This window comes from Streptomyces sp. NPDC001634 (assembly GCF_040298185.1).
Lineage (GTDB): Bacteria > Actinomycetota > Actinomycetes > Streptomycetales > Streptomycetaceae > Streptomyces.
On the sequence record NZ_JBEOZU010000030.1, the window covers coordinates 22,857 to 45,110 of the forward strand.

General features: G+C 68.2%; 17 protein-coding genes and 1 tRNA gene. 9 read left to right on the top strand and 9 right to left on the bottom strand.

The features are described from left to right. Window positions 1-267: 267 nt before the first annotated feature. The 3 genes from ABT186_RS21365 to ABT186_RS21375 form a co-directional block, all read right to left on the bottom strand. Complete coding sequence (locus ABT186_RS21365; RefSeq protein WP_351926265.1) at window positions 268-1,227, bottom strand: D-2-hydroxyacid dehydrogenase family protein; 960 nt, start codon at window positions 1,225-1,227, stop codon at window positions 268-270. Between the two features lie 92 nt (window positions 1,228-1,319). Beyond that, on the bottom strand, window positions 1,320-1,832 hold the full coding sequence (locus ABT186_RS21370) for a sortase domain-containing protein (protein WP_351926267.1): 513 nt from the start codon (window positions 1,830-1,832) through the stop codon (window positions 1,320-1,322). Window positions 1,833-2,147: 315 nt separating this feature from the next. Beyond that, window positions 2,148-2,885, bottom strand: a complete 738-nt coding sequence (locus tag ABT186_RS21375; protein WP_351227753.1) for a L,D-transpeptidase — start codon at window positions 2,883-2,885, stop codon at window positions 2,148-2,150. 201 nt (window positions 2,886-3,086) lie between these two features. Here ABT186_RS21375 and ABT186_RS21380 point away from each other — a divergent pair, with 201 nt between their 5' ends. Beyond that, entirely contained in the window at window positions 3,087-3,860 is a 774-nt protein-coding gene (locus tag ABT186_RS21380) for a glutaminyl-peptide cyclotransferase (RefSeq protein ID WP_351926319.1), read from the top strand. A 53-nt stretch (window positions 3,861-3,913) separates the two neighbouring features. Here the strand turns inward: ABT186_RS21380 and ABT186_RS21385 are convergent, their stop codons facing one another. Beyond that, window positions 3,914-7,174 (bottom strand): DUF6923 family protein, encoded by a 3,261-nt coding sequence (locus tag ABT186_RS21385; protein ID WP_351926269.1) that lies wholly within the window; start codon window positions 7,172-7,174, stop codon window positions 3,914-3,916. Window positions 7,175-7,647: 473 nt separating this feature from the next. After that, window positions 7,648-7,723 (bottom strand) — tRNA-Arg (locus ABT186_RS21390). Window positions 7,724-8,029: 306 nt separating this feature from the next. Here ABT186_RS21390 and ABT186_RS21395 point away from each other — a divergent pair. The 4 genes from ABT186_RS21395 to ABT186_RS21410 all read left to right on the top strand — a co-directional run bounded on the left by ABT186_RS21395 (window position 8,030) and on the right by ABT186_RS21410 (window position 14,353). Continuing rightward, window positions 8,030-9,637 carry a dynamin family protein gene (locus ABT186_RS21395; RefSeq protein ID WP_351227745.1) on the top strand — a complete coding sequence of 536 codons (1,608 nt, stop codon included), beginning with the start codon at window positions 8,030-8,032 and terminating at the stop codon, window positions 9,635-9,637. After that, a complete protein-coding gene (locus tag ABT186_RS21400) occupies window positions 9,634-11,868 on the top strand; it encodes a GTPase (RefSeq protein ID WP_351926271.1) in 2,235 nt (744 codons plus the stop codon). Before ABT186_RS21395 ends, ABT186_RS21400 begins: the two co-directional genes overlap by 4 nt. A 312-nt stretch (window positions 11,869-12,180) precedes the next feature. Then, entirely contained in the window at window positions 12,181-12,669 is a 489-nt protein-coding gene (locus ABT186_RS21405; RefSeq protein ID WP_351227741.1) for a single-stranded DNA-binding protein, read from the top strand. 274 nt (window positions 12,670-12,943) lie between these two features. Then, entirely contained in the window at window positions 12,944-14,353 is a 1,410-nt protein-coding gene (locus ABT186_RS21410) for a Cys-Gln thioester bond-forming surface protein (RefSeq protein WP_351926273.1), read from the top strand. Between the two features lie 92 nt (window positions 14,354-14,445). Here the strand turns inward: ABT186_RS21410 and ABT186_RS21415 are convergent, their stop codons facing one another. The 3 genes from ABT186_RS21415 to ABT186_RS21425 form a co-directional block, all read right to left on the bottom strand. Beyond that, entirely contained in the window at window positions 14,446-14,940 is a 495-nt protein-coding gene (locus ABT186_RS21415) for an NUDIX hydrolase (protein WP_351227762.1), read from the bottom strand. Window positions 14,941-15,402: 462 nt separating this feature from the next. Continuing rightward, window positions 15,403-16,938 carry an FAD-binding oxidoreductase gene (locus tag ABT186_RS21420; RefSeq protein ID WP_351926275.1) on the bottom strand — a complete coding sequence of 512 codons (1,536 nt, stop codon included), beginning with the start codon at window positions 16,936-16,938 and terminating at the stop codon, window positions 15,403-15,405. A 405-nt stretch (window positions 16,939-17,343) separates the two neighbouring features. Continuing rightward, entirely contained in the window at window positions 17,344-17,658 is a 315-nt protein-coding gene (locus ABT186_RS21425) for a serine hydrolase (RefSeq protein ID WP_351926277.1), read from the bottom strand. Window positions 17,659-17,876: 218 nt separating this feature from the next. Here ABT186_RS21425 and ettA point away from each other — a divergent pair, with 218 nt between their 5' ends. Genes ettA through ABT186_RS21440 form a run of 3 tightly spaced genes read left to right on the top strand, consistent with a single transcriptional unit; the run spans window position 17,877 to window position 20,641 of the window. Continuing rightward, a complete protein-coding gene (ettA, locus tag ABT186_RS21430) occupies window positions 17,877-19,541 on the top strand; it encodes an energy-dependent translational throttle protein EttA (RefSeq protein WP_351227733.1) in 1,665 nt (554 codons plus the stop codon). Between the two features lie 6 nt (window positions 19,542-19,547). Then, window positions 19,548-19,958 (top strand): acyl-CoA thioesterase, encoded by a 411-nt coding sequence (locus ABT186_RS21435; protein ID WP_351227731.1) that lies wholly within the window; start codon window positions 19,548-19,550, stop codon window positions 19,956-19,958. Next, entirely contained in the window at window positions 19,955-20,641 is a 687-nt protein-coding gene (locus ABT186_RS21440) for a DUF8185 domain-containing protein (RefSeq protein ID WP_351926279.1), read from the top strand. The genes ABT186_RS21435 and ABT186_RS21440 overlap by 4 nt, the downstream gene beginning before the upstream one ends. A 51-nt stretch (window positions 20,642-20,692) precedes the next feature. Here the strand turns inward: ABT186_RS21440 and ABT186_RS21445 are convergent, their stop codons facing one another. Further along, window positions 20,693-21,106 (bottom strand): globin, encoded by a 414-nt coding sequence (locus tag ABT186_RS21445; protein ID WP_351227728.1) that lies wholly within the window; start codon window positions 21,104-21,106, stop codon window positions 20,693-20,695. Between the two features lie 157 nt (window positions 21,107-21,263). On the opposite strand from ABT186_RS21445, the gene ABT186_RS21450 reads away from it, so the two are divergent. Continuing rightward, window positions 21,264-22,247, top strand: a complete 984-nt coding sequence (locus ABT186_RS21450; RefSeq protein WP_351227727.1) for a methyltransferase domain-containing protein — start codon at window positions 21,264-21,266, stop codon at window positions 22,245-22,247. The last annotated feature ends 7 nt before the right edge of the window (window positions 22,248-22,254 follow it).

Consider the following 22,254-nt stretch of genomic DNA (forward strand, 5'->3'; position numbering starts at 1 on the left):
GGGCGGGTGGGGATCGTGGTGGCGCCAGGTCGGGTTGGTCCCCGCCGGGACAGGTGCGGATTGAGGTGGCGCCAGGTCGGATTGATCCGGCGCGCCGGACGGGTGCGGATTGCTGCGGTCCCGGTCGGTTTGAGCCGACGCCCCGGGCGGGGACGGATTGCTGCGGTCCCGGTCGGTTTGAGCCGACGCCCCGGGCGGGGACGGATTGCTGCGGTCCCGGTCGGATTGAGCCGACGCCGGACGGGGACGGATCGAGGTGGCGCCCGGTCAGCCCAGGCGGCGTACGGGCTTCCCCGCGAGGTATGCCTGGATGTCCTCGACCGCCTGGCCGTAGTACGTCGCGTAGTTGGCCCGGGATACATAGCCCAGGTGCGGGGTGGCGAGCAGGCGCGGCGCGGTTCGCATCGGATGGTCGGCCGGGAGCGGCTCCACGTCGAACACGTCGATGCCCGCACCGGCGATGCGTCCCTCGTGCAGGGCCCCGAGCAGGGCGTCCTGGTCGACCATGGCGGCGCGTGAAGTGTTGATCAGATACGCGCCGGGCTTCATGAGCGCGAGTTCACGGGGGCCGATCAGCCCGCGGGTGCGGTCGCCGAGCGCGAGGTGCACGGAGACGAAGTCGCTGCCCGCGAGCAATTCGTCCTTGGACGGGGCGAGTTCGACGCCGACCTCTTCCGCCCGCTCCTTGGTGAGGTTCTGGCTCCAGGCCACGACCTCCATCCCGAAGGCGAGCCCGACCTGCGCCACCCGGCTGCCGATCTTGCCCAGCCCGAGCAGCCCGAGCCGCCGTCCGTGCAGATCCGCGCCCACGGTGCTCTGCCAGGGCCCGCCGTGGCGCAGGGCGTTGCTCTCTTCGACGATGCCGCGCGCGAGACCGAGCAGCAGGGCCCAGGTCAGCTCGACGGGCGGGGTGGAGGAGCTCTGGGTACCGCACACGGTCACACCGTGCGCCTCGGCGGCGGCGTAGTCGATGACGCTGTTCCGCATCCCGGAGGCGATGAGCAGCTTCAACCGGGGCAGCCTGGCGAACAGCGAAGCGGGGAACGGCACTCGTTCGCGCAGGGTGACGACGATGTCGACTTCGGCGAGCGCCTCGGCCAGGGCGTCCTCGTCGACGAAGTGCTCGGTGAACGACACGACATCGACCCGGTCCTCCACCGGCGACCAGTCGGCGATGGAGGCCGCGATCTGCTGGAAGTCGTCGAGCACGGCGCAGCGAAGCCGCATGCCAGCCCCCTTTTTGATAGCTGGGAGCACCTTATCGAACGGTGTGCGGCGGCCGGATGGCGCGACGAGAGCGACGGGACGACCGTCGGCAGCTACTTTCTCAGGTCGGCATAGAAAACGATGTTGTAACGAAGCACAGCGTCCCCGTCACCTTTCTCTTTCTGCACGTCGTTCTTCCGGCCTGCTCCGGGGAGTCCCTCCCTGACGAGACTGCGGCCGGGCACGATGAGGCGTAGTTCCGCATGCTTCGAGTTCAGCTTCACATCGCGTGCGGTGACTTTCTCCTTTCTCACTTGCTCGATCTTCTGCACGACAAACCTGGCCGTACGCCCGTCGGCCCGCTTCACCTCGATGGGATCTCCGACCTTCACCCGTCCGGCGTCCCACAGCAGCCCCGGGCCCTTGACCGTGGCGTAGTGCGCGAGCACGACGGACACACCTTTCTCGCCGGGTGTGACACCGCCGGTGTACCAGCCGGCCTGATCCGCTTTGTCCACGGGCGGAGCCTGGAACTGATGCTTGTCGTCAAGTCCCAGCTTCAGCAGCGGCTTGGCGTATACGCGGACGGACGGGATTTTGAGTTCCACCGGCTTCGAAGCGCTCATGGGATCGCCCGGTGCCACGGCCGACGCGGTCGAAGCGCTGTGTCCGGGGTGGTGGCCGTCCGCGGCATCGCGGGAACCCGTGAGACCGCAGGCGGCCGTTGTACCACCGAGGCCGGCCAGGATGACTGCCGTTGCCAGGAGGCGACGGACATGAGGGCCGGGTGAAGAGATGACAGGCACGAGATTCCCCTGGATTCTTCTGACAAGGGTGAGCGATAGCGGAGACTAATCGCGCCGTTCAGGGGGTGATGCTGTATGACACGCCCCTCGGGTGTATCCGCACCGGACGAGTGAATTCAGCCCCCACCGATCCGGTCAATCGCCGTTCCGCTTGCCCCAGACGTACACACTGTCACCGATACGGAGCAAGGGCCAGAGCGCCTCGGCATCGTCGTAACGGAGATTAACACAGCCGTGTGAGCCAGGGTCCTCGAAAATGAAACGGTAGCTGGCGTGGAGGGCCTCGCCGCGGTCGAAGAATTGACTGTACGGCATCGGACCAGGGTACAGATCGGACCAGAAATCCTGCACACGGCGGTAGATTTTATGCAATCCGTTCCGCGTACTATGGCCGGGCATCCCGGTACGCGCGGGGACGGGCCCGAAGGTGACCTTCCCTGCTACCTGCACCCACAGCACCTGGTGGGACTGATCGACGCATACCACGCGCCGCGGCCGTTTGGGGCATCCCTTGAGTGACCTCTTGTGCGCCGTGGCCCACTCCACCATCGCGGCACGGTAGCTCTCCAGCTCGGCATATCCGTCCGCCGGGCTGATCTCGTACTTCTGCTGCATCTTCTGAATGGCCGCGCAGTCCGCCGCTGACTGCTTTCCGTCCTGTGGCAGGCTCAGGTACTTTTCCACTTGGCGCTGATAAGGCCCAGTGGAAACATCGCATTTTTCGGCGGGGTCGTCCGGTTCCGGAGCGAGTGGCTGACGGGGGCTCATGGCCGTGGCTCCCGATGCGATTGCCAGCACCAGAGGAAACGCCATACCCGCCATGGCCACCCAGATATGACTTCGACCGAAGCGGGCTCGTTTCTTCGCTGCCATCAGGTTCCTCCTCGATGCTGCGGTGTGCCATGGTGATGGAACCCCGATGCGTCATTCGAACCCGTTGACATTGCCTCATACTGTCAAACAATCACATCGCAGCTGTCACCTCATTGCCGATCGGCACTCCCGGCATGGTCGAAGCGATATGCGCGAGAGGGAAGGAAGCCCCACACCGTGCACACCTTGGAGAGGACTGCCGTGGTTGCGGCGGCCTCGTTCACTGTTGCCGCGACGCTGCTCAACCGGGCTGAACCGTCGTCCGACACAAGCGTCGAACACCTGAGAGCCGAGGTTCTGCAGGTTCTCCCTCACGACGAAGATGCCTTCACCGAAGGACTGGAATTGTCCGACGGCCTCCTGTTCGAGAGCACGGGTGGCGAAGGTGGTTCGTCCATCCGGGTCGGACCGCCCGCAAAGCCCCCGGACCGTCAGATGAACCTGCCCGCACCTCTCTTCGGAGAGGGGCTGACGGTGCTCGGACAGCGGTTGTGGCAGATCACGTGGCAGAACGGGGTGGCCATCGAACGGGATGCCAAGACTCTGCGGGAGCTGCGTCGGGTCACGTACTCCGGCGAGGGGTGGGGGCTCTGCCATGAGAGCGGAAAGAAGCGGCTGGTCATGAGCGACGGAACGTCACACCTGGCCTTCCGGGACCCGGATACGTTCGCCGAAGTCGGTGGGGTCGAGGTCACGCAGCAGGGGAAGCCGGTACCCCGTATCAACGAACTGGAGTGTTCGGGAGATTCCGTCTACGCGAACCTCTGGGAGACCGACCGCATCGTACGCATCGATCCGGCCACGGGGCATGTCACCGCCGAGGTGGACGCCTCCGGCCTGCTGACACCTGACGAGAAGTCACACGCCTCGGTCCTCAACGGAATCGCGGCCATTCCGGGAACCGGTGAATTCCTGCTGACCGGAAAATACTGGCCGAAGACGTTCCGTGTCTCCTTCAGGTCAACAACCAGGTGAAGACGTGACAGTGCCCCGGACCCGACACAGGGCCCGGGGCACACTGCCATCGATCAGACGTGCTGAGCGACGCGAGGCCTGTCCGCCTCAATGCCGCGGCGCTTGTGGTCCTTGTCCTTGTCCTTCTTGTGGCCCTTGTGGTGGTCCTTGCGGTGGTCCTTGTCCTTGTCCTTGTCCCGGGCGTCGACCCTTCCCTCGGTCGAGCACTCCGTGGCAGGGCCGCTCTCGGGGCAGTTGCTGCCCTCGGAGGAGGACACGATGGTGTTGTTCAGCCTCAGGTCGCCGAAGGGCCGCCGGTCGACGTGGACGGAGAACGTGATGGTCGCCGTCTCACCGGGCTCGAGCGCGCCCTGCCAGCTCAGCGTGGGCTCGTCGTACGTGACGTCTCCGGTGCTGGCTTCCGCGTCACCGTTGTACTGGGCGTCGTCCAGCAGACCGGAGAGGTCGTCGCTGAAGTTGGCCGGGTGGGAGGAGGTGTAGGGGATGTCACCGGTGTTGTGCACCTCGATGGTGTACTTGACGGTGTCGCCGGGCCTCACCGTGCTGGGCCCTTCCTGCGTTTTGGTGATCGTCAGGCTGCCGGGCTTGTAGGTCTCGTTGCTGCCCTTGTTGTTGTCCGGGTTCGGGTCGTCCTCCTTGCCCTCGACGGACGCGGTGTTCTCGATGTTGGAGAAGCCCTGGTCCGCCGTGCCGGTCACGGTGATCGTGACGCTGTCGCCCTTCGCCAGATGGCCTCCGGTGCAGGTCAGCACGCCGGCGGAGATGGTGCATCCCGGCGTCAAGGTGTGCGCGTCGAGCAGCTTCGACGGGAGGTGGTCGGTGACGGTCCAGCCGGTCGAGTCGTCCGGGCCGTTGTTCTTCACCGTGATGGTGTACGTGACCGGGTCACCCGGGTCCGCGGACGCCGCGCCCGACTTCGTCAGCTGCAGGTCGGCGTGCGCCTGGTGGGGCGGGGTGACCGGCGTGACCGGGGTCTCCACCGTGCTTGTGTTGTTGTTGGGGTTCGGGTCGGTTTCGTTGCCTTGGACTGAGGCGGTGTTGCGGATGGTGGTGTAGCCCGGGCCGGCGGTGCCGGTCACGGTGACTGTGTTGCTGGCGTTGTTGGCCAGTGGGCCTGCGGTGCAGGTCAGCTGGCTACCGGTGATGCTGCAGCCGGGGTTGCTGGTGGTGGGGTTGAGTAGTCCTGGCGGGAGCGCGTCGGTGATGGTGTAGCCGGTGGAGTCGTCCGGGCCGTTGTTGTGCACGGTGAGGGTGTAGGTGACCGGGTCGCCTTCCTTCACCGTGGCGGGGCCGGTCTTGGTGATCGCCAGGTCCGCTTGTTGTGGTGTGACGGGGGTGTTTGCGGTGCTTGTGTTGTTGTTGGGGTTCGGGTCGGTTTCGTTGCCTTGGACTGAGGCGGTGTTGCGGATGGTGGTGTAGCCCGGGCCGGCGGTGCCGGTCACGGTGACTGTGTTGCTGGCGTTGTTGGCCAGTGGGCCTGCGGTGCAGGTCAGCTGGCTACTGGTGATGCTGCAGCCGGGGTTGCTGGTGGTGGGGTTGAGTAGTCCTGGCGGGAGCGCGTCGGTGATGGTGTAGCCGGTGGAGTCGTCCGGGCCGTTGTTGTGCACGGTGAGGGTGTAGGTGACCGGGTCGCCGACCTTCACCGAAGCCGGGCCCGCCTTCGAGATCGCCAGGTCCGCCGATCGAGGCGAGATCGGGATGGCCGCCGTGCTCTGGTTGTTGGAGGTGTCCGGGTCGGGGTCCGTGCCGGTGACACCCGCGGTGTTCTGGATGCTGGTGAAGCCCTGGCCCGCGTAGCCGGTCACGGTGATCACGAAGTCGGCGCCGGCCGCCAGCGGACCACCGGTGCAGGTCAGTACGCTGTTGAGGATGCCGCAACCGGCGGTGCTGGTCGCCGGGTTGACCAGCCCCGGAGGAAGCGGGTCGGTGACGGTCCAGCCGCTGGAGTCGTCCGGGCCGTTGTTGTGCACGGTGATGGTGTAGCTGACCGGGTCACCCGGCTTCGCCGACGCCGTGCCCGTCTTCGTCACCTGCAGGTCGGCGCTCGCCTGCGCGGTCGTCACCGAAGCGGTGTTGTCGGTGAGGTCCGAGTCGATGTCGTTGCCGATGACCGTCGCCGTGTTGGTCAGGGGGCCCGAGAAGTTCAGCCCGACGGTGGCCGTCACCGTGATGACGTCGCTCGCCCCGCTCGCCAGCGCGCCGCCAGTGCACGAAATGCTCGTGCCGTTGAGGGTGCAGTTGGTGTTGGCACCGGTGACCACGTTGACGTTGTTCAAGCCGATCGGCAGCGTGTCGTCGACCGCGTAACCACTCGAGGGGTCCGGGCCGTTGTTCGTCACCGTGAGCGTGTAGGTGATCTGGGAACCGGGCTTGTAGCTGGTGGGGCTCACCTGCTTGGTGATCGCCATGTTCGCGTTGGCTCCGAAGCACGATGTGGCGTCGATGGCGGCGTCGTTCGGCGCCGTCTGCGTCGAGACCACAGTGAAGGTCGGGTTGATCGGGTTGTTCACCGAGACCCGGGAGACAACGGCGGGGCCGGTCGTGACGGTGTTGTGGATGAACCCCAGGTCCCCGTTGCCGTAAACGTAGGCACCTCCGGCGCCGCCGGGCAGACCCGGGTTGGCGAAGACCGTTACGGTGCCGTCCAGGGCGATGCGCTCGATGTCCCCGGTCGTGGTGGCGCCCCAGAAGTAGCCGCCCGAGAACACGATGTCCGCGTCGCTGAGGGATTGCGAGACACCGGCCGCGTTGTGGAGCGGAATCCCGGTGGCCGTATGAGTAGTGCCGGTCAGATCGATCTGGTACAGGGTGGCGGAGCCCGTCACCGTGACATAGAAGTTGCCGTTCGCGTCGAATCCACCGATGTTGTACGCGCCTGTGGTGAGGGTGGGCAGCGTGGTCGCGCCGAGATCGGTGACCGCACCTGTAGTGGCGTCGATGGACACCAGATGGTTGTTGGTCGAGTCGATGGCGTACAGAACGCGAGTGGTCGGGTGGATACCCATGGCGTTGTAGCCGTTGGTGTACGCGGTACCCGGGGGCACCGGAGCGAAAGTGATGGTGCCCGCTCCCGGAGTGCCGAGATTGAGCACGGTGCCGGCGCCGGCACCGCCGACCGACTCGTAGATCTCGCCGGTGCAGGGGGCGGGGATCGGCTGCGCCTGAGCGAGGGAACGCGCCCCCTTGGCCTGAACGACGTGGCTGAGGGCAGCGGCGGCCGCGGTGGAGGATGCCATGCCCGAAGCCAGCGCGGTCATGATGCTCACGACGGTGAGCGCCGACAGTGCTCCGGTGCGTCGAGCACCCAGTCGCATGCCGTTACCTTGACTCACGAGGTTTGACCCCTTCATGCCGTAGGCGCAACACAGCTGAGGACAGGCGTCAGCTGCCGAATGCAGCCTGTCGGAAGATTCCAGCTGAAGAAGAACACAAGTGAGCTTTATTGATCGCTTATGGCACGGCTGACCAGGTCCTTTTAGCTCCAATGGTGCCTTTTTCATACACAACACGCGATCCCGAAGGGAATCGTTTTGTCGACACGTAAATGTCGTTCAAATTGAGTGTTCCGATATCGCCCTTCCCGGCATATGTGCAGGTCACCGGCCTGTAGGGTGTGCGGGTGGCGACAAACGATCGCGGCTCGGATAATTTCGCATACGCGACCTGGGTGGCGAAAGAGTGGCCACGTCCGGCGGGCGTCCCGAAATGTATTCCTCGGTATGGGATTGTCGCCGCTGCCCACCGGTACGGCCCAGCAAAAAAGCCCTCCCGAAGGGAGGGCGGGGTGTGGCGCCCCCGGCAGGACTCGAACCTGCGGCCAAGCGCTTAGAAGGCGCCTGCTCTATCCACTGAGCTACGGGGGCCGGTGTGATGGCGTGTCGTGGTGCCCGGGTCGGGCTGATCCGTGACCTTGCCGGGGACAAGGATAGGGCTCCCGGGTCCCTGTCCCTGATGCTTCGCCTCCGTGGCTCGATGTGGAGGTTCGGTGAAGCGGTCCTGATAATCGCAGGCAGGTACGAATCGTGCATCGCTTTTGACGTCTCGCGCCCCGGGTGTTGTGCACTCGTTATGCCTGCGTCCCAGTCGCCCCTTCCGTCCCGTGTGTCCTGTTGGCGCGCAGACACGCCCATATGCTTCAGAAAGCATCCAAAATTGGGCATTCTTCGCATGTGGTGACCTTGGACGTACGGCCTCAGCTGCTCGACGCACTCTTCGCCCTGCGCGACCGTGTCGCCGCCGCACGCTTCCCGCTGCCCCTGGCGGGGGCTCCACGCGCGCGTGCCAACCGCGACGAACTCCTTGCACAGCTCGACGACTATGTGGTGCCCCGGCTGAGAGAGCCTGAAGCGCCGTTGCTGGCCGTTGTCGGCGGATCCACCGGGGCCGGTAAGTCGACCCTCGTCAACTCCCTCGTGGGGCGCAGGGTCAGCGAGGCCGGCGTCCTGCGGCCCACTACCCGTACGCCCGTTCTCGTCTGCCATCCCGAGGACCACCACTGGTTCAGCGGCCTGCGCATCCTGCCCGACCTCACGCGCGTGTGGGTGCCGCATCAGGACTGCGGCGACGAGCTGTCCCCTCTCGTCGGGCGCGAGGAACGGGTGCTGCGCATCGAGACCGCCGACACGCTGCCGCGCGGGCTCGCCCTGCTCGACGCGCCCGACATCGACTCCCTGGTGGCCGGCAACCGGATTCTTGCCGCCGAGTTGATCTGCGCCGCCGACATCTGGGTCCTGGTCACCACCGCCGCCCGGTACGCCGACGCCGTCCCGTGGCACCTGCTGCGGACCGCCAAGGAGCACCGGGCGACCCTCATCACCGTGCTCGACCGCGTACCCCACCAGGTGGTGGCCGAGGTGTCGCGGCAGTACGGCGCCCTGCTGGCCAAGGCCGGGCTCGGCCACGTGCCCCGCTTCACCGTCCCCGAACTGCCCGAGTCCGCCTGGGGCGGGGGACTCCTGCCCGCCACCGCCGTCGCGCCCCTGCACGCGTGGCTCACGCACCAGGTACAGGATCCAGCCGCCCGTGAGGCCGCCATGCTCCGGACGGCACACGGCGTCCTCGACTCCCTGAACTCGCGCATGCCCGAGCTGGCGGGGGCCGCCGCCGCCCAGTACGCCGCGGCGTTGCGGCTCACGGCCGCCGTCGACACGGCGTACGACACCGAGTACGCGCGTGTGCAGGAGCGCCTGCAGTCCGGTGCGGTCCTCGCCGGCGACGCCCTGAAGCGGTGGCGCAGCTACCCCTTGGACTGCACTGCCGGTGAACTGCTCGACGCCCTCGTCGGAAGCCTGGGCGCTCTGCTGCTGTGCGCCGTCACGGCCGCCGACGAGCGCATCGACGACGCCTGGCGGCGCGAACCGGCGGCCGGCGTCGCGGGGTTGACCGACCGTGATCCCACCTTGGAGAGCGCCGAGCACCGGATCGGGATGACCGTACGACGCTGGCGGCGCATCCTCGAGGAGTACGCCGAGGAACTGGTGCGCGACCTCGACAAGAGCACCGCCTCGGATGCCGAGTCGGTGGCCGCCCTCGTCGCCACGGCCCTGCTGGGCGGACGCAGGGCGCAGACGGCCGGCGAGGGTCTCGCCGAACGGATCGGTGCACAAGGGGCGTTGCGGCTGCGTGACCGCGCCGCGCGACTGCTCTCCGAATACCTCGACCGGGCGCTGCGCACCGAACGCGAGCGCCGTATGGCCCCTCTCGACGCCCTCGACGTCCAGGCCGAGCCCCAGGCCGAACTCATCGCCGCGCTGTCCGTACTGCAGAAGGAGAGGTGACCGCGGTGACCGCCGCCACCGAGCACCCTGAGCACGCCGAGCACTCCGAGGACGAGCCCACGGACAGGACCGCCGCCGCGACCGATGAACGGCCCGAGGGCGAGCGGTGCGCCACCGCACTCCCCAAAGGGGACGACGACGGTGAGCACGCACGCGTGGAACACGATTTCGGGCAAACGGATGTGAAAACTGAGTCGCCTGAGCAAGGTGATACCCCGGATGCGGCCGCACGGGACGGATTCCCGGCGGTGCGTTCAGACGGATTCCCGGCAGTGCGTTCATCGGACAAGGGCATGGACGCGAGCGTGGAGGACGAGGCCCGCCAGGTGTACCTGGGAGACGGGGCCCGGAACGGGTGCGTGGCGGGTGGGGACCGATGCGGGTGTGCGGAGACCGAGGCCCGGCACGGAGGCCGGGAAGCTGAAGTCCGGTACGGGGACGAGGGGCCTGGCGGCCAGTACGGGGGCATCGAGGACGACTGCCGGCACGCGCGCGTGGAGTTCGACGAACCGGGGGCGCGTCAGGAGTCCGGGACCGTATGGGACGACGGACTGATCGCCAGACGCGCGCCCGACACGGCCTCCGGGCAGGAGACGGCCGTACTCGGCGCGGTCGTACGACAGCCCGCTTCCCTCGCCTACGACGGCCCCCTGCGGTCGCGACTGGACGCGCTGCGGGAGCTGGTGGGCCTGTCACGGACCCGACTGGACAGCCGCACTCTCGCCGAGGCGAGCCGGGTCCTGGACGAGGCGGCCGCACGGCGCAGGCTCTCCGGGGAGCACACCGTGGTCGCCCTCGCGGGTGCCACCGGCAGCGGCAAGTCGATGCTCTTCAACGCGCTGGCCGGAGTGACCATTTCGGAGACCGGTCTGCGGCGGCCGACCACCGCCGCGCCGATCGCATGCAGCTGGAGCGACGGCACGGCCACGCTCATCGACCGGCTCGGCATCCCCGGGCGGCTGCGCCGGCGCCCCGTGCCGAGCGCGGACGGCGAGTCGCAGCTGCGGGGGCTCGTCCTGATCGACCTGCCCGACCACGACTCCGCGGCCGTGCAGCACCGGGAGCAGGTCGACCGCATCCTGGCACTCGTCGACGCGGTCATCTGGGTCGTCGATCCCGAGAAGTACGCCGACGCAGTCCTCCATGAGCGCTATCTGCGTCCCATGGCCGGACACGCCGAGGTCATGTTCGTCGTCCTGAACCAGGTGGACCGGCTGCCCGGGGAGGCCGCCGACCAGGTGCTGGACGATCTGCGGCGGCTGCTCGACGGGGACGGGATCGCCCTGGGGGAGTACGGCGAACCGGGCGCGACCGTGCTCGCGCTGTCCGCGCTCACCGGGGAGGGTGTGGGCGAACTGCGCGAGGCGCTCGGGCAGTTCGTGGCCGAGCGCGGGGCGGCCGCACGCCGTATCTCCGCCGACGTGGACGCTGCCGCGGCCCGGCTGCGTCCCGTCTACGCGACCGGGGCGCGTACCGGGCTCGGTGAGGAGGCGCGCGAGGAGTTCGCCGGACGACTCGCGGACGCGGTGGGCGCGACGGCCGCGGGAGAGGCGGCCGAGCGCGCGTGGCTGCGCAACGCCAATCGCGCGTGCGGCGCGCCCTGGCTACGGCTGTGGCGTTGGTGTCTGGACCGGCGCGAACCCTCCACCGGACGGCTGTCGGTGGGGGCGCCCGCCGACGAGGAGACGGCCGCCCGGCAGCGCGTGGAGCAGGCCGTGCGGACGGTGGCGGACCGGGCCGCGGCCGGGTTGCCCGTGCCCTGGGCCCAGGCGGTGCGTGAGGCCGCGGTACGCAGCGCGCAAGGACTGCCGGAGGCGCTGGACGAACTGGCCGTGCGCGAAGCGGTGCCACCCGCGGGGCCGCCGCGCCCGGGTTGGTGGCCCGTAGCGGTGCTGGCACAGGCTGTGATGACGCTCCTTCAAGTCGTGGGCGTGCTGTGGCTGCTGGGGCAGATGGTCGGTTTCATGGCGCCGGTCCTCGGGGTGCCGCTGCTGCTGATGGCGGTCGGCCTGGTCGGAGGTCCGGCCATCGAGTGGGGCTGCAGGATGGCCGCGCGGGGACCGGCCCGGCGATACGGGCTCGAGGCGGAACGGCGGCTGCGTGACGCGGCCGCCGGATGCGGGCGGGCCCGGGTGCTGGATCCGGTGGCGGCGGAGCTGCTGCGGTACGGGGAGGTGCGGGAGCAGTACGCCAAGGCCACCGGGGCCGTGGCGGGGGCGCGGGTGGGGTGAGTCCCGCCGCGGGTCCTGCCGCGCCCCCACCGCGAGTCCTGCCGTGCGTTCCGTGGGGAGGGGCGGCCGGACCGGAGCGGAAGTACTCGTTCGGGTGGCGGAGTTGTCCACAACCAGGCGGTGGCCCACAGCGCTCAGCGGGTTCGGGCCGGCGGAGGCAGTCTGATCTCGCGGCGATCGCAGCGAACGCGGTCGTCGCACCGGCGGCGGCATGCGACATGGCGTGACCGCCGCGGCAGACGCCGCCGTACGGGATGGGCCCGTACGCGTTGTGGGCCCGGCGCGGCAGCCGGGCCGAGGGAGGGGTATCGCATGAACGAGACGATGGTGTGCGTGGTCGGCAACGTCGCCACCCAGCCGGTGTACCGGGAATCGCCGACGGGTCCCACAGCGCGCTTCCGGCTGGCGGTGACGGCGCGCTATCTGGACCGCGAGAAGAACGCGTGGACGGACGGGCATACGAACTTCTTCACGGTGTGGGCCCGGCGTTCCCTGGCCACGAACGTCGCCGCGTCCGTGGCCGTGGGCGACCCGCTCGTCGTACAGGGGCGGCTGAAGGTGCGGACCGAGCAGCGGGACGGACAGGGCTGGCTGTCGGCGGACCTGGATGCGGCGGCGATCGGCCACGATCTGTCGCGTGGCACGTCGGCCTTCCGGCGGTCGTCCAGGCCCGAGGCACAGACCGGGGGCTCGCCGCAGCCCGAACCCAACTGGGAGACAGATCCGGAAAGTCGGCCCGAGCATGCGGATCAACGTGAGGCGGCGGCTCAACCGCACGCGGAGCCAGCCGGAGTGACATGACGTCAGGGCGGGTTCGCCCTGCCCTGGCCGAACTGCCGTTTATCGGCGAATGCGGCGGAGGATGCCCGAACATCCCCATGGATTTGTCGATAAGCGCAGCTCACAGGCTGTGTGAGCGATAACGATTCCGAGTCGGATCGGTTATCCGACGTCATGACTGGGGAGAGGGGTGCGCCGCGTCCTTAGGATGCCGGGCATAGCTCTCGGGGCTTCTGACTCTGCTGGTGGGACCGTACCCCCCCACATCAACGGGTCCTGCTCGAAGGGGAATTCTGTGTTTGTTTCGTTCTCTGCGGCGTCCGCGCACAGGCGAGGGGCCGCCCGCCTCGCCGCCGCGACGCTGGTGTCCGGACTCGTCGCGGCGGGCCTGCTGGCCACCGCGGGCGTGGCGGCCGCCGACGGGACACCGCAGAGCGAAGGGGGAGCGACCGCGACCATGAGCGGCCTCAAGACGTTCGGAGCCGCTGTCATACACGACGGCGGCACGGACGAGCAGGTGGCCGCGGGTCTGTTCGAAATGTCCGTCGACGGCGGCGGCACCCTGCAGACCTACTGCATCGACATCCACAACCCCTCGCAGAGGGACGCCAAGTACCACGAGACGGCGTGGAGCGGCACGTCCCTGAACGGCAACAGGAACGCCGGCAAGATCCGCTGGATCCTGCGCAACTCCTACCCGCAGGTCAACGATCTGGCGGCGCTGGCGGCCGAGGCCGGGGCGAAGGGCCTCACCGAGCAGGACGCGGCGGCCGGCACACAGGTGGCGATCTGGCGCTACTCGGACGGTGCCGACGTGGACGCGGTCGCCCCGCAGGCGCAGAAGCTCGCCGACTATCTGGAGAAGCACGCGCAGAACCTCCCGGAGCCCGCCGCCTCCCTGACGCTCGACCCGCCCGCCGTCTCGGGCCACCCGGGTGAGCGGCTCGGCCCGGTCACGGTGCACACCAACGCGGACGGCGTGACGGTGACGCCCCCGGCCGACGCCGTCGCGAACGGAGTGAAGATCGTCGGCGAGGACGGCAAGGAGATCTCGTCCGCGAAGGACGGCAGCCGGATCTACTTCGAGGTGCCGAAGAAGGCGCAGGACGGTTCGGCCGAGCTGACCGTCCAGGCGTCGACCACCGTGCCGGTCGGCCGGGCCTTCGCCTCCGAGACCCGCAGCCAGACGCAGATACTCGCCGGTTCGAGCGAATCCACCGTCTCGGCGACGGCGGCGGCGGACTGGGCCGCCACCGGCGCGATACCCGCGCTGTCGGCCGAGAGGAACTGCGCCAAGGGCGGCATGGACATCACCGCGGTGAACAAGGGCGACGAGGCGTTCACGTTCGCGCTGATGGGGTCCGAGCACACCATCCCGGCCGGAAGGTCGCAGACGGTGACCATCCCGTTGCAGGAGGACCAGGCCTACGACTTCACGATCAAGGGGCCGGGCGGCTACGAGAAATGGTTCAAGGGGGTCCTCGACTGCAAGACCGAGAGCAGCAGGAGCGACGTGACCACCCAGACGCTCAGTGAGCCCAGCCCCGCGACTGCGGGCGTCACGGCTCCCACGGACACCAACCTCGCCGAAACAGGCACCTCGAACGCGACCCCGCTCATTGCGGGCACGGCCATGGCCCTGGTCGTACTCGGCGGCGCGGCCCTCCTCCTGATCCGCAAGAAGACGCCACCGACGCAGGACTGACCGGTACCGGCGACCCGGACGCGCCTCCTGGGATGCCCGGGGCCACCCACACTCTGTGGACGACGGTCACCGGGCGTGCGCCGAGGAGTCGCTCAGCGCTCGGTCAACGCTTGGTAGCGGTCGAAACAGTCACGGGCGTCGGGAACGAAGTTCCTGATGCGTATCGCGTCGCGCAGTTCGACCGGCGTCAGCCAGGTGTGCCAGGCGATCTCTGAGGCATCCGGCGCGATCGGCAGGTCGAGGTCGGCTTCGTGCAGGCCGAGCCAGTACGGGCTGATCGCTCCTTGGCACAGGTACTTGAAGAGGAACCGCGCAGGGGCGCGGACTCCGAGTTCCTCGGCGAGTTCACGGGAGGCGGCGGCCGGATAGGACTCGCCGATGTCCACGGCGCCGCCGATCAGCCAGTTGTACTGGCCGGGAAAGCGGGAGGCGTGATCAGGGCGCCGGTGAACGAGAATCCGGCCGTCGGCGTCGCGGCAGATGGTGGTGGCGACACGGTGCAGCCACCCGTGACGGATGGCTTCGCCTCGATCGACCACGCCCAGTACCCGATCCTGCTCGTCCACCCGTTCCACCAGTTCTCCCACGGCGGCCACGATGCCACACTGCCGGATGGCCTTCAGGCGCCCGCGTGGCCGAGGGCCGCTACAGGCCTCGGCCACGTCCATGCCGAGGGAGGCGGGGGCATCCTTCGCTGCCTGACCACCGGTTGCGGCCACGCCGGCGTCCTCCAGCAGCTGCACGGTCGTGCGGCGCGCCTGTGACAGTTCGAGGCCCTGTCGGCGGAGCACTTCGCTCGCCGTACCCGCGGTCTGGGCCCGGCCGAGCAGGAGGTGCCGGTGCCGATGAAGTCGTGCTTCAGCGCGAGCGCCGCGTCCTGGGATGCCGCCACGGCCCGTCAAGGAATCCTGACAGGGGTCGCACGTGGAGAGAAGCGCGGCTGAGGCCGGCGCGGGGTTGCTGGAAACACACGTGGCGGGTGCTCAGTAGGAGCACCCGCCATCGTGGCTGAGTTTCGGGGGATCAGTTCAGAACCGGGCGGACGCAGGTCACCAGTGGTCGTGCTCTGACCGGGACGATGACGCGGGCGGGATGCTCTGGTCGTACTGGAAGACGTTGTGGGGGTCGTACTTCGCCTTGATCTGGCGCAGCCGGTCGAAGTTGGATTCCCAGTAGGCGGTTTCCCAGTCCTGCTGTCCGATGTTCGGCACGTTGACGTAGGCGCCGTTCACGTAGGGCCGCAGCGCCTGGCTGAACTCGGCGATCCAGGCCTGGCACTGCGAGGTGAGCGGGTCGCAGACGCCTGGTTGTGTTCCACGCTTTCCCCAGCCGACGCCGGGCTCGGAGTAGAAAAGCGCGTCGCGATGCGGGAACGCAGTGCCGCCGCGGGGGCTCTTCCTGACGTTCCCGCCGAAGGCCTGGACGAAGAAGTTGCTGTCATCCGTCGGGGCGTCCTGCATGAACGAGGTGACGATGTCGATCGCTTCGCTTGGGAACGGCTTTCTGGTGAACTGCGAGAAGAACTTCCAGTTCGCGGGTTCGAGCTCGGTGGGAATCTGGAATCCCGCATATACGTCGCCCCAGTTACCGACCTGCGTCGTGACATCGGGGCTGTCGATCGACAGGATCGGGGCCAGCAACTGCTTCGCCTCGTCCGGCGTTCCTTCGGGGAGAACCCCGAACAGGAAGATCTGGTTTCTGTGGATCTCGAGCTGGGTTCCGAGGCGGTCGTCGGTGGTCGGTGCCGTACGCTGATATGCGTCGAAGATGGCGTGGAGGTCTCCAATACCCTGCCACGTCGCCTGCAGATAAGTGACGCTCTTCAACGGTGCCACTTTGTAGGTGAGTGACGTGACGATCCCGAAGTTGCCGTTCCCCGCCCCGCGGAGCGCCCAGAGCAGGTCCGACTTCTGGCGCAGATCCGCCTTGATCACCTTGGCGCACTCGTCACCCGACGCGACGACGATCTCAGCCCCCACAAGGCTGTCGCAGGCCATGCCGAGCCAGCGGGTGAGGAAGCCGAAGCCGCCGCCGAGTGTCGCACCGGACAGGCCGACGCTGCCCTCCGTTCCCGTCGTCACCGCGAAGTCCTGCTTCGCGAGCGTGGTCACCGCTTCAAGCTGGTTGAGCCCGGCGCCGACTGTCGCGATACGAGAGTCGGTGTCGATGTGGACCGACTTCAATTCGCTGATGTCGATCACGAGACCGTTGTCCACGTTCGACCAGCCCTCGAGGGCGTGGCGGCCGCTCCGCACCCGCAGCGCGACGTCATTCTGCCGCGCCCATGTGAGGGCGTTGACCACGTCCTGGGTGTTCTGGGCGAAGACGATGACCAGCGGATAGTGAGAGAAGAGCTGGTCCCAGCCGAGGCGCGCGTCCGTGTACGTGGGGTCGTCGGGGCGGACGATGCGGCCGGTGAGCTGGGCCGGCGGGCACTTCCTTCCGGCCCCTTCGCCCGCGGCACTCGCGGCACTCGCGGCGCTCGCGGCCGGGGCACCTACGGCCGCAATGCCCGGAACAACGACCGCGCCGACGCCGGCGGCCGCTGTTGCCTTGAGCATGCCGCGGCGAGAAAAATCGTGCATGGTCCGTATCCTCTCTACCGGGATACGCCAGTAATTGGCTAAGGAAAATCTCGTCCGCCAGCTGGCGCGTTGAATCCTTTGTGGACGATTCCTGGGGGCCGCAGATTAACAGGGGCGACCCGTGACGATGTTGCCCGACACGCTTACTGGGGGCGATGGCGAAATGTTGAGGAATGATATGTGTAGACGGCTGAGAATTAGCCCAGCCGTATGGAGAACGTGGAGTTCGCGCCTGTGGCAATTTCCCTCGCCCGGCCCAACTTGCAGAAAAACTCGGGAGATATTTCCAGCTGATTAATCTGATTCCGCTGCGGTCTTCGATCCAGCGCGGAATTTTGCAGCGACGGGCAGTAATGCAACCCGATGGGAGCCTTGTCGCGGCTCGCGCTCGGCTCGCCCTGGGTGTCAGCGACCTTGAGCGCGAGCCCGGACTGGTCCGCTGCGCATCTTCAGCAGCTCGGCGATGGTGAGGTGTTCGCCGCCCGGCACTCCGGGAGCGTAGGCGGACGCCGGGTCGCTCAGCCGCAGCTTGCCGTCCTGGGCGAGGAGGAGGATCAGCGCTGCGGTCATGGTCTTGGTGTTGGATGCGATCCGGAAGTGGTCGCCCATAGTGGGCGGTTCGGCCGTGCCCAACTCGCGTACCAGGCGAGACCAACTCATACCAACGCCCTGACCTGCGTAAATAACGTCCATGGCTGATGATCTTGTTCTGCGGGGCAAGGCCTGCTCAGCGGCCGATCGCTGGGCCGTCCCGGAGCCGTGCGATGGCGCCCGAAGCCGATCGATGACGACCGACAGCGACGTCGAGCCCCAGCCGCCAGCAGCGAAACCCCAGGTCAGAGCCCCCTGGCCAGACGGGTTTCCGTCCAGGGGTAGCGGTCAGGCAAGATGGGGTGTATCTGCCCACTGCCAGATTTCAAGCTGCCGGACGGTTTCTCTTGGCTGAGTTCATTTACACCATGCGCAAGGCGCGCAAGGCGCACGGCGACAAGGTGATTCTCGACGACGTCACCCTGAGCTTCCTCCCGGGAGCAAAGATCGGTGTCGTCGGCCCGAACGGCGCCGGTAAGTCGACCGTCCTCAAGATCATGGCGGGGCTGGAGCAGCCCTCCAACGGTGACGCGTTCCTCACGCCCGGCTACAGCGTCGGCATCCTGCTCCAGGAGCCCCCGCTGAACGAGGAGAAGACCGTCCTGGAGAACGTCCAGGAGGGTGTCGCCGAGATCAAGGGCAAGCTCGACCGGTTCAACGAGATCGCCGAGCAGATGGCGGTCGAGTACACCGACGCGCTGATGGAGGAGATGGGCAAGCTCCAGGAGGACCTCGACCACGCCAACGCGTGGGACCTGGACTCCCAGCTGGAGCAGGCCATGGACGCGCTGGGCTGCCCGCCCGGCGACTGGTCCGTCACCAACCTCTCCGGTGGTGAGAAGCGCCGCGTCGCGCTCTGCAAGCTCCTGCTGGAGCAGCCCGACCTGCTGCTCCTCGACGAGCCCACCAACCACCTCGACGCCGAGTCCGTGAACTGGCTGGAGCAGCACCTGGCCAAGTACCCGGGCACCGTCGTCGCGGTCACCCACGACCGGTACTTCCTGGACAACGTCGCCGGGTGGATCTGCGAGGTGGACCGCGGTCGCCTTCACGGCTACGAGGGCAACTACTCCAAGTACCTCGAGACCAAGGCCACCCGCCTCAAGGTCGAGGGCCAGAAGGACGCCAAGCGGCAGAAGCGCCTCAAGGACGAGCTGGAGTGGGTTCGCTCCAACGCCAAGGGGCGGCAGGCCAAGTCCAAGGCGCGTCTGGCCCGCTACGAGGAGATGGCCGCCGAGGCCGACAAGATGCGGAAGCTGGACTTCGAGGAGATCCAGATCCCGCCGGGCCCGCGTCTGGGCAACATCGTGGTCGAGGTGGACCAGCTCAACAAGGCCTTCGGTGAGAAGGTCCTCGTCGACGGTCTCAGCTTCACCCTGCCGCGCAACGGCATCGTCGGCGTCATCGGCCCGAACGGCGCCGGCAAGACCACGCTGTTCAAGATGATCCAGGGCCTGGAGACCCCGGACTCCGGCAACATCAAGGTCGGCGAGACCGTCAAGATCTCGTACGTCGACCAGAGCCGCGAGAACATCGACCCGAAGAAGACGCTGTGGGAGGTCGTCTCCGACGGGCTCGACTACATCAACGTCGGACACGTCGAGATGCCGTCCCGCGCCTATGTCTCCGCCTTCGGGTTCAAGGGGCCGGACCAGCAGAAGCCCGCGGGTGTCCTGTCCGGTGGTGAGCGCAACCGCCTCAACCTGGCGCTCACCCTGAAGCAGGGCGGCAACCTGCTGCTCCTCGACGAGCCGACCAACGACCTGGACGTCGAGACGCTGTCGTCGCTGGAGAACGCGCTGCTCGAGTTCCCCGGCTGCGCGGTCGTCGTCTCCCACGACCGGTGGTTCCTGGACCGTGTGGCGACGCACATCCTCGCCTACGAGGGCGACTCCAAGTGGTTCTGGTTCGAGGGCAACTTCGAGTCGTACGAGAAGAACAAGATCGAGCGGCTCGGCCCGGATGCGGCCCGTCCGCACCGTGCCACCTACAAGAAGCTGACCCGGGGCTGATCGATCTTGCGGCACCTCTACCGCTGCCCGCTGCGCTGGTCGGACATGGACGCGTACGGCCACGTCAATAACGCGATCTTCCTCCGCTACCTGGAGGAAGCACGTATCGACTTCCTGACGCGCCCGGACAAGCAGTTCAAGCAGGGGTCGGTGGTGGCGCGCCACGAGATCGACTACAAGCGGCAGCTCGTCCACCGGCGCGAGCCGGTGGACGTGGAGCTGTGGGTCGCGGAGATCAAGGCGGCGTCCTTCACGATCACCTACGAGGTCAAGGACGAGGATCACCTCTACGTCCGGGCCTCGACGGTGGTCGTGCCGTTCGACTTCGAGACCCAGCGGCCGCGCCGGATCACCGCGGAGGAACGGGAGTTCCTTCAGGAGTACACGGACGACGAGGAGGAGGCCGTCGCCGCATGACGGTGCTCCATCTCGCCGACGACGGGGAGGCGGCGGACCTCGCCGCCTTCCTGGCCCGCCTGATCCACTACGACCGCAGCGCCGCGGTGCGCCTGCAGGCGACCGGCACGACGCTGGCGGTGTTCGGGCGCCCACCGTCGTTCGAGGTGCTCGCGGTCCGTGCGGTGCGGCTCGCCAAGCCGTACGAGAACGGGCTGGACGTCCAACTCGATGTGACCGTGTCCGCGGGTGAACTCCTGGAGTCCGTCGACGAGTCGGCGGCCACGGCCGCCGTGCCCGACGCCGTCACCGGGCCGCCGTGGGCCGGAGTTCTGCCGCCGCGCGGCGGCTGGCGGCAGGAGCGAGGGCTGCCGACGCCGGACGAGCTGCGGGCGACCGTGGCCGCGGCGGTGGCCGAATTCCGGTCGCGTACGGAGGAGTTGCCGCCGGAGCGGCGGACGCGCCCCGAACTCGACCGGATCGGCAGGGAGATCTGGTCCCGCGAGGTGGGGGACACCGGGCTCCCGGTGCGGGCCGTCCACGCGGCCCAGTCGCTCGGCTTCCTGCGCCCCGCCCCGAAGGCGCCCGCCGACGAGCCGCTGGGGCTGTTCTCGTCGGGCGCGTGGCTGAGGCTGCGCACGCCGTACGGGTCGATCGCCGTACGCCGGGCCGGGCTCGGTGTGCTGGGCGTCAGCGTCCGCTGACGGCGGCCCGCGGAGGGAACCCCGGCGCCGGTCGGCCGGGGTCACGAGGGCTCAGCCGGGGGTGTTCACCATCGACGCGGCGGCGTACGTCAGGTAGTTCCACAGCGTCGTCCGGTGCTCCTCGGAGAGACCGAGTTCGTCGACGGCGACGCGCATGTGCTTGAGCCAGGCGTCGTGGGCGGCCTGGTCCACGGTGAACGGGGCGTGGCGCATACGCAGCCGGGGGTGGCCGCGGTTCTCGCTGTACGTCGTGGGGCCGCCCCAGTACTGGATCAGGAACAGGGTGAGGCGCTCCTCGGCCGGGCCCAGGTCCTCCTCGGGGTACATGGGCTTGAGGAGCGGGTCCTCGGCGACTCCCTCGTAGAAGCGGTGGACGAGGCGGCGGAAGGTCTCCTCCCCGCCGACCTGCTCGTAGAAGGTCTGCTCCTGAAGCGTGCCGCGCCGGATCTCATTCACATGGTCCATGGTCTCAGACGCGGCGACCGAGGACCGAAGGCTTAGGACCAGCGGTCCAAGGGGTGAGAAGGGCCGGCCCCGGCGAAGGGCCCCGGACCGGGTGCGCGCGTGCCCGCATCGGGTCGTCGTCTCCCGAAGCACGGTGGAGATGAAGCACAGTGGAGATATGGGCGCGTACGCTCTCGACCACGATCTGGAGGACCTCGCCACGTCGGCGCGGGCCGAACTGGTGCGGGAGATCGACGCCGGCGGAGCCTGGGCCGCCGATCCCGTCTGGCGGCAGGCGTTCTCGGCGGTGCCGCGCCATCTCTTCGTGCCGTCGTACTACATCGGCGTCCTGGGCGGCTATGAGCGCAGAAGGTGCGACGACCCCGACCCCGAACGCAGGGAGCAGTGGCTGCGCGGCGCGTACGCCGATGTCCCGCTCGCCACCCTCGTACGCGAGGACGGCGAACTGGTCTCCTCCAGCAGCCAGCCCTCCCTGATGGCGCAGATGCTGACCGAGTTGAAGGTCGAGGACGGCAACGCCGTCCTGGAGATCGGCGCGGGCAGCGGCTACAACGCGGCCCTGCTCGCCCACCGCCTCGGCGGCGAACTGGTCACCACCATCGACCTCGACCCGGAGATCACCGAGTCCGCCCGGCAGCACCTGGAGGCCGCGGGATACCACCCGGCCGTGGTCACGGGCGACGGCGCGGCCGGTGTACCGGAGCGCGCGCCCTTCGACCGGATCATCGTGACCTGCACGCTGAGTTCGATCCCGGGCGCCTGGCTGGCGCAGTGCAATCCGGGGGCGCTTGTCCTCGCGCCGTTCGCGACCGGGCTGATCGCGCTGCGAGTGCGGGACGCCGGGCACGCAGAGGGGCGCTTCCTGCACACGCCCGCCTACTTCGTGCCGTTGCGCGGCGGCACCCGGCACGAGCCGGAGCCGCAGGACCTGGGCGGGCTGCCGCGCCGGGCTCGCAGTCATGAGCTGTTCCGGTTCCTGCTCGGCCTGACACAGCGCAGCCTCGACCCGTACGAGGCGTACATGCTGTGGGAGCGCGAGGACCTGCCCGCGCGTGAACGCTTCGGGATCACGGTCAGGGGCGAGCGCTCATGGGCCTGGCTGGACGACCCGGACGGCCCTTACGCCTGGCCGCTGCCGTGACCGCCGG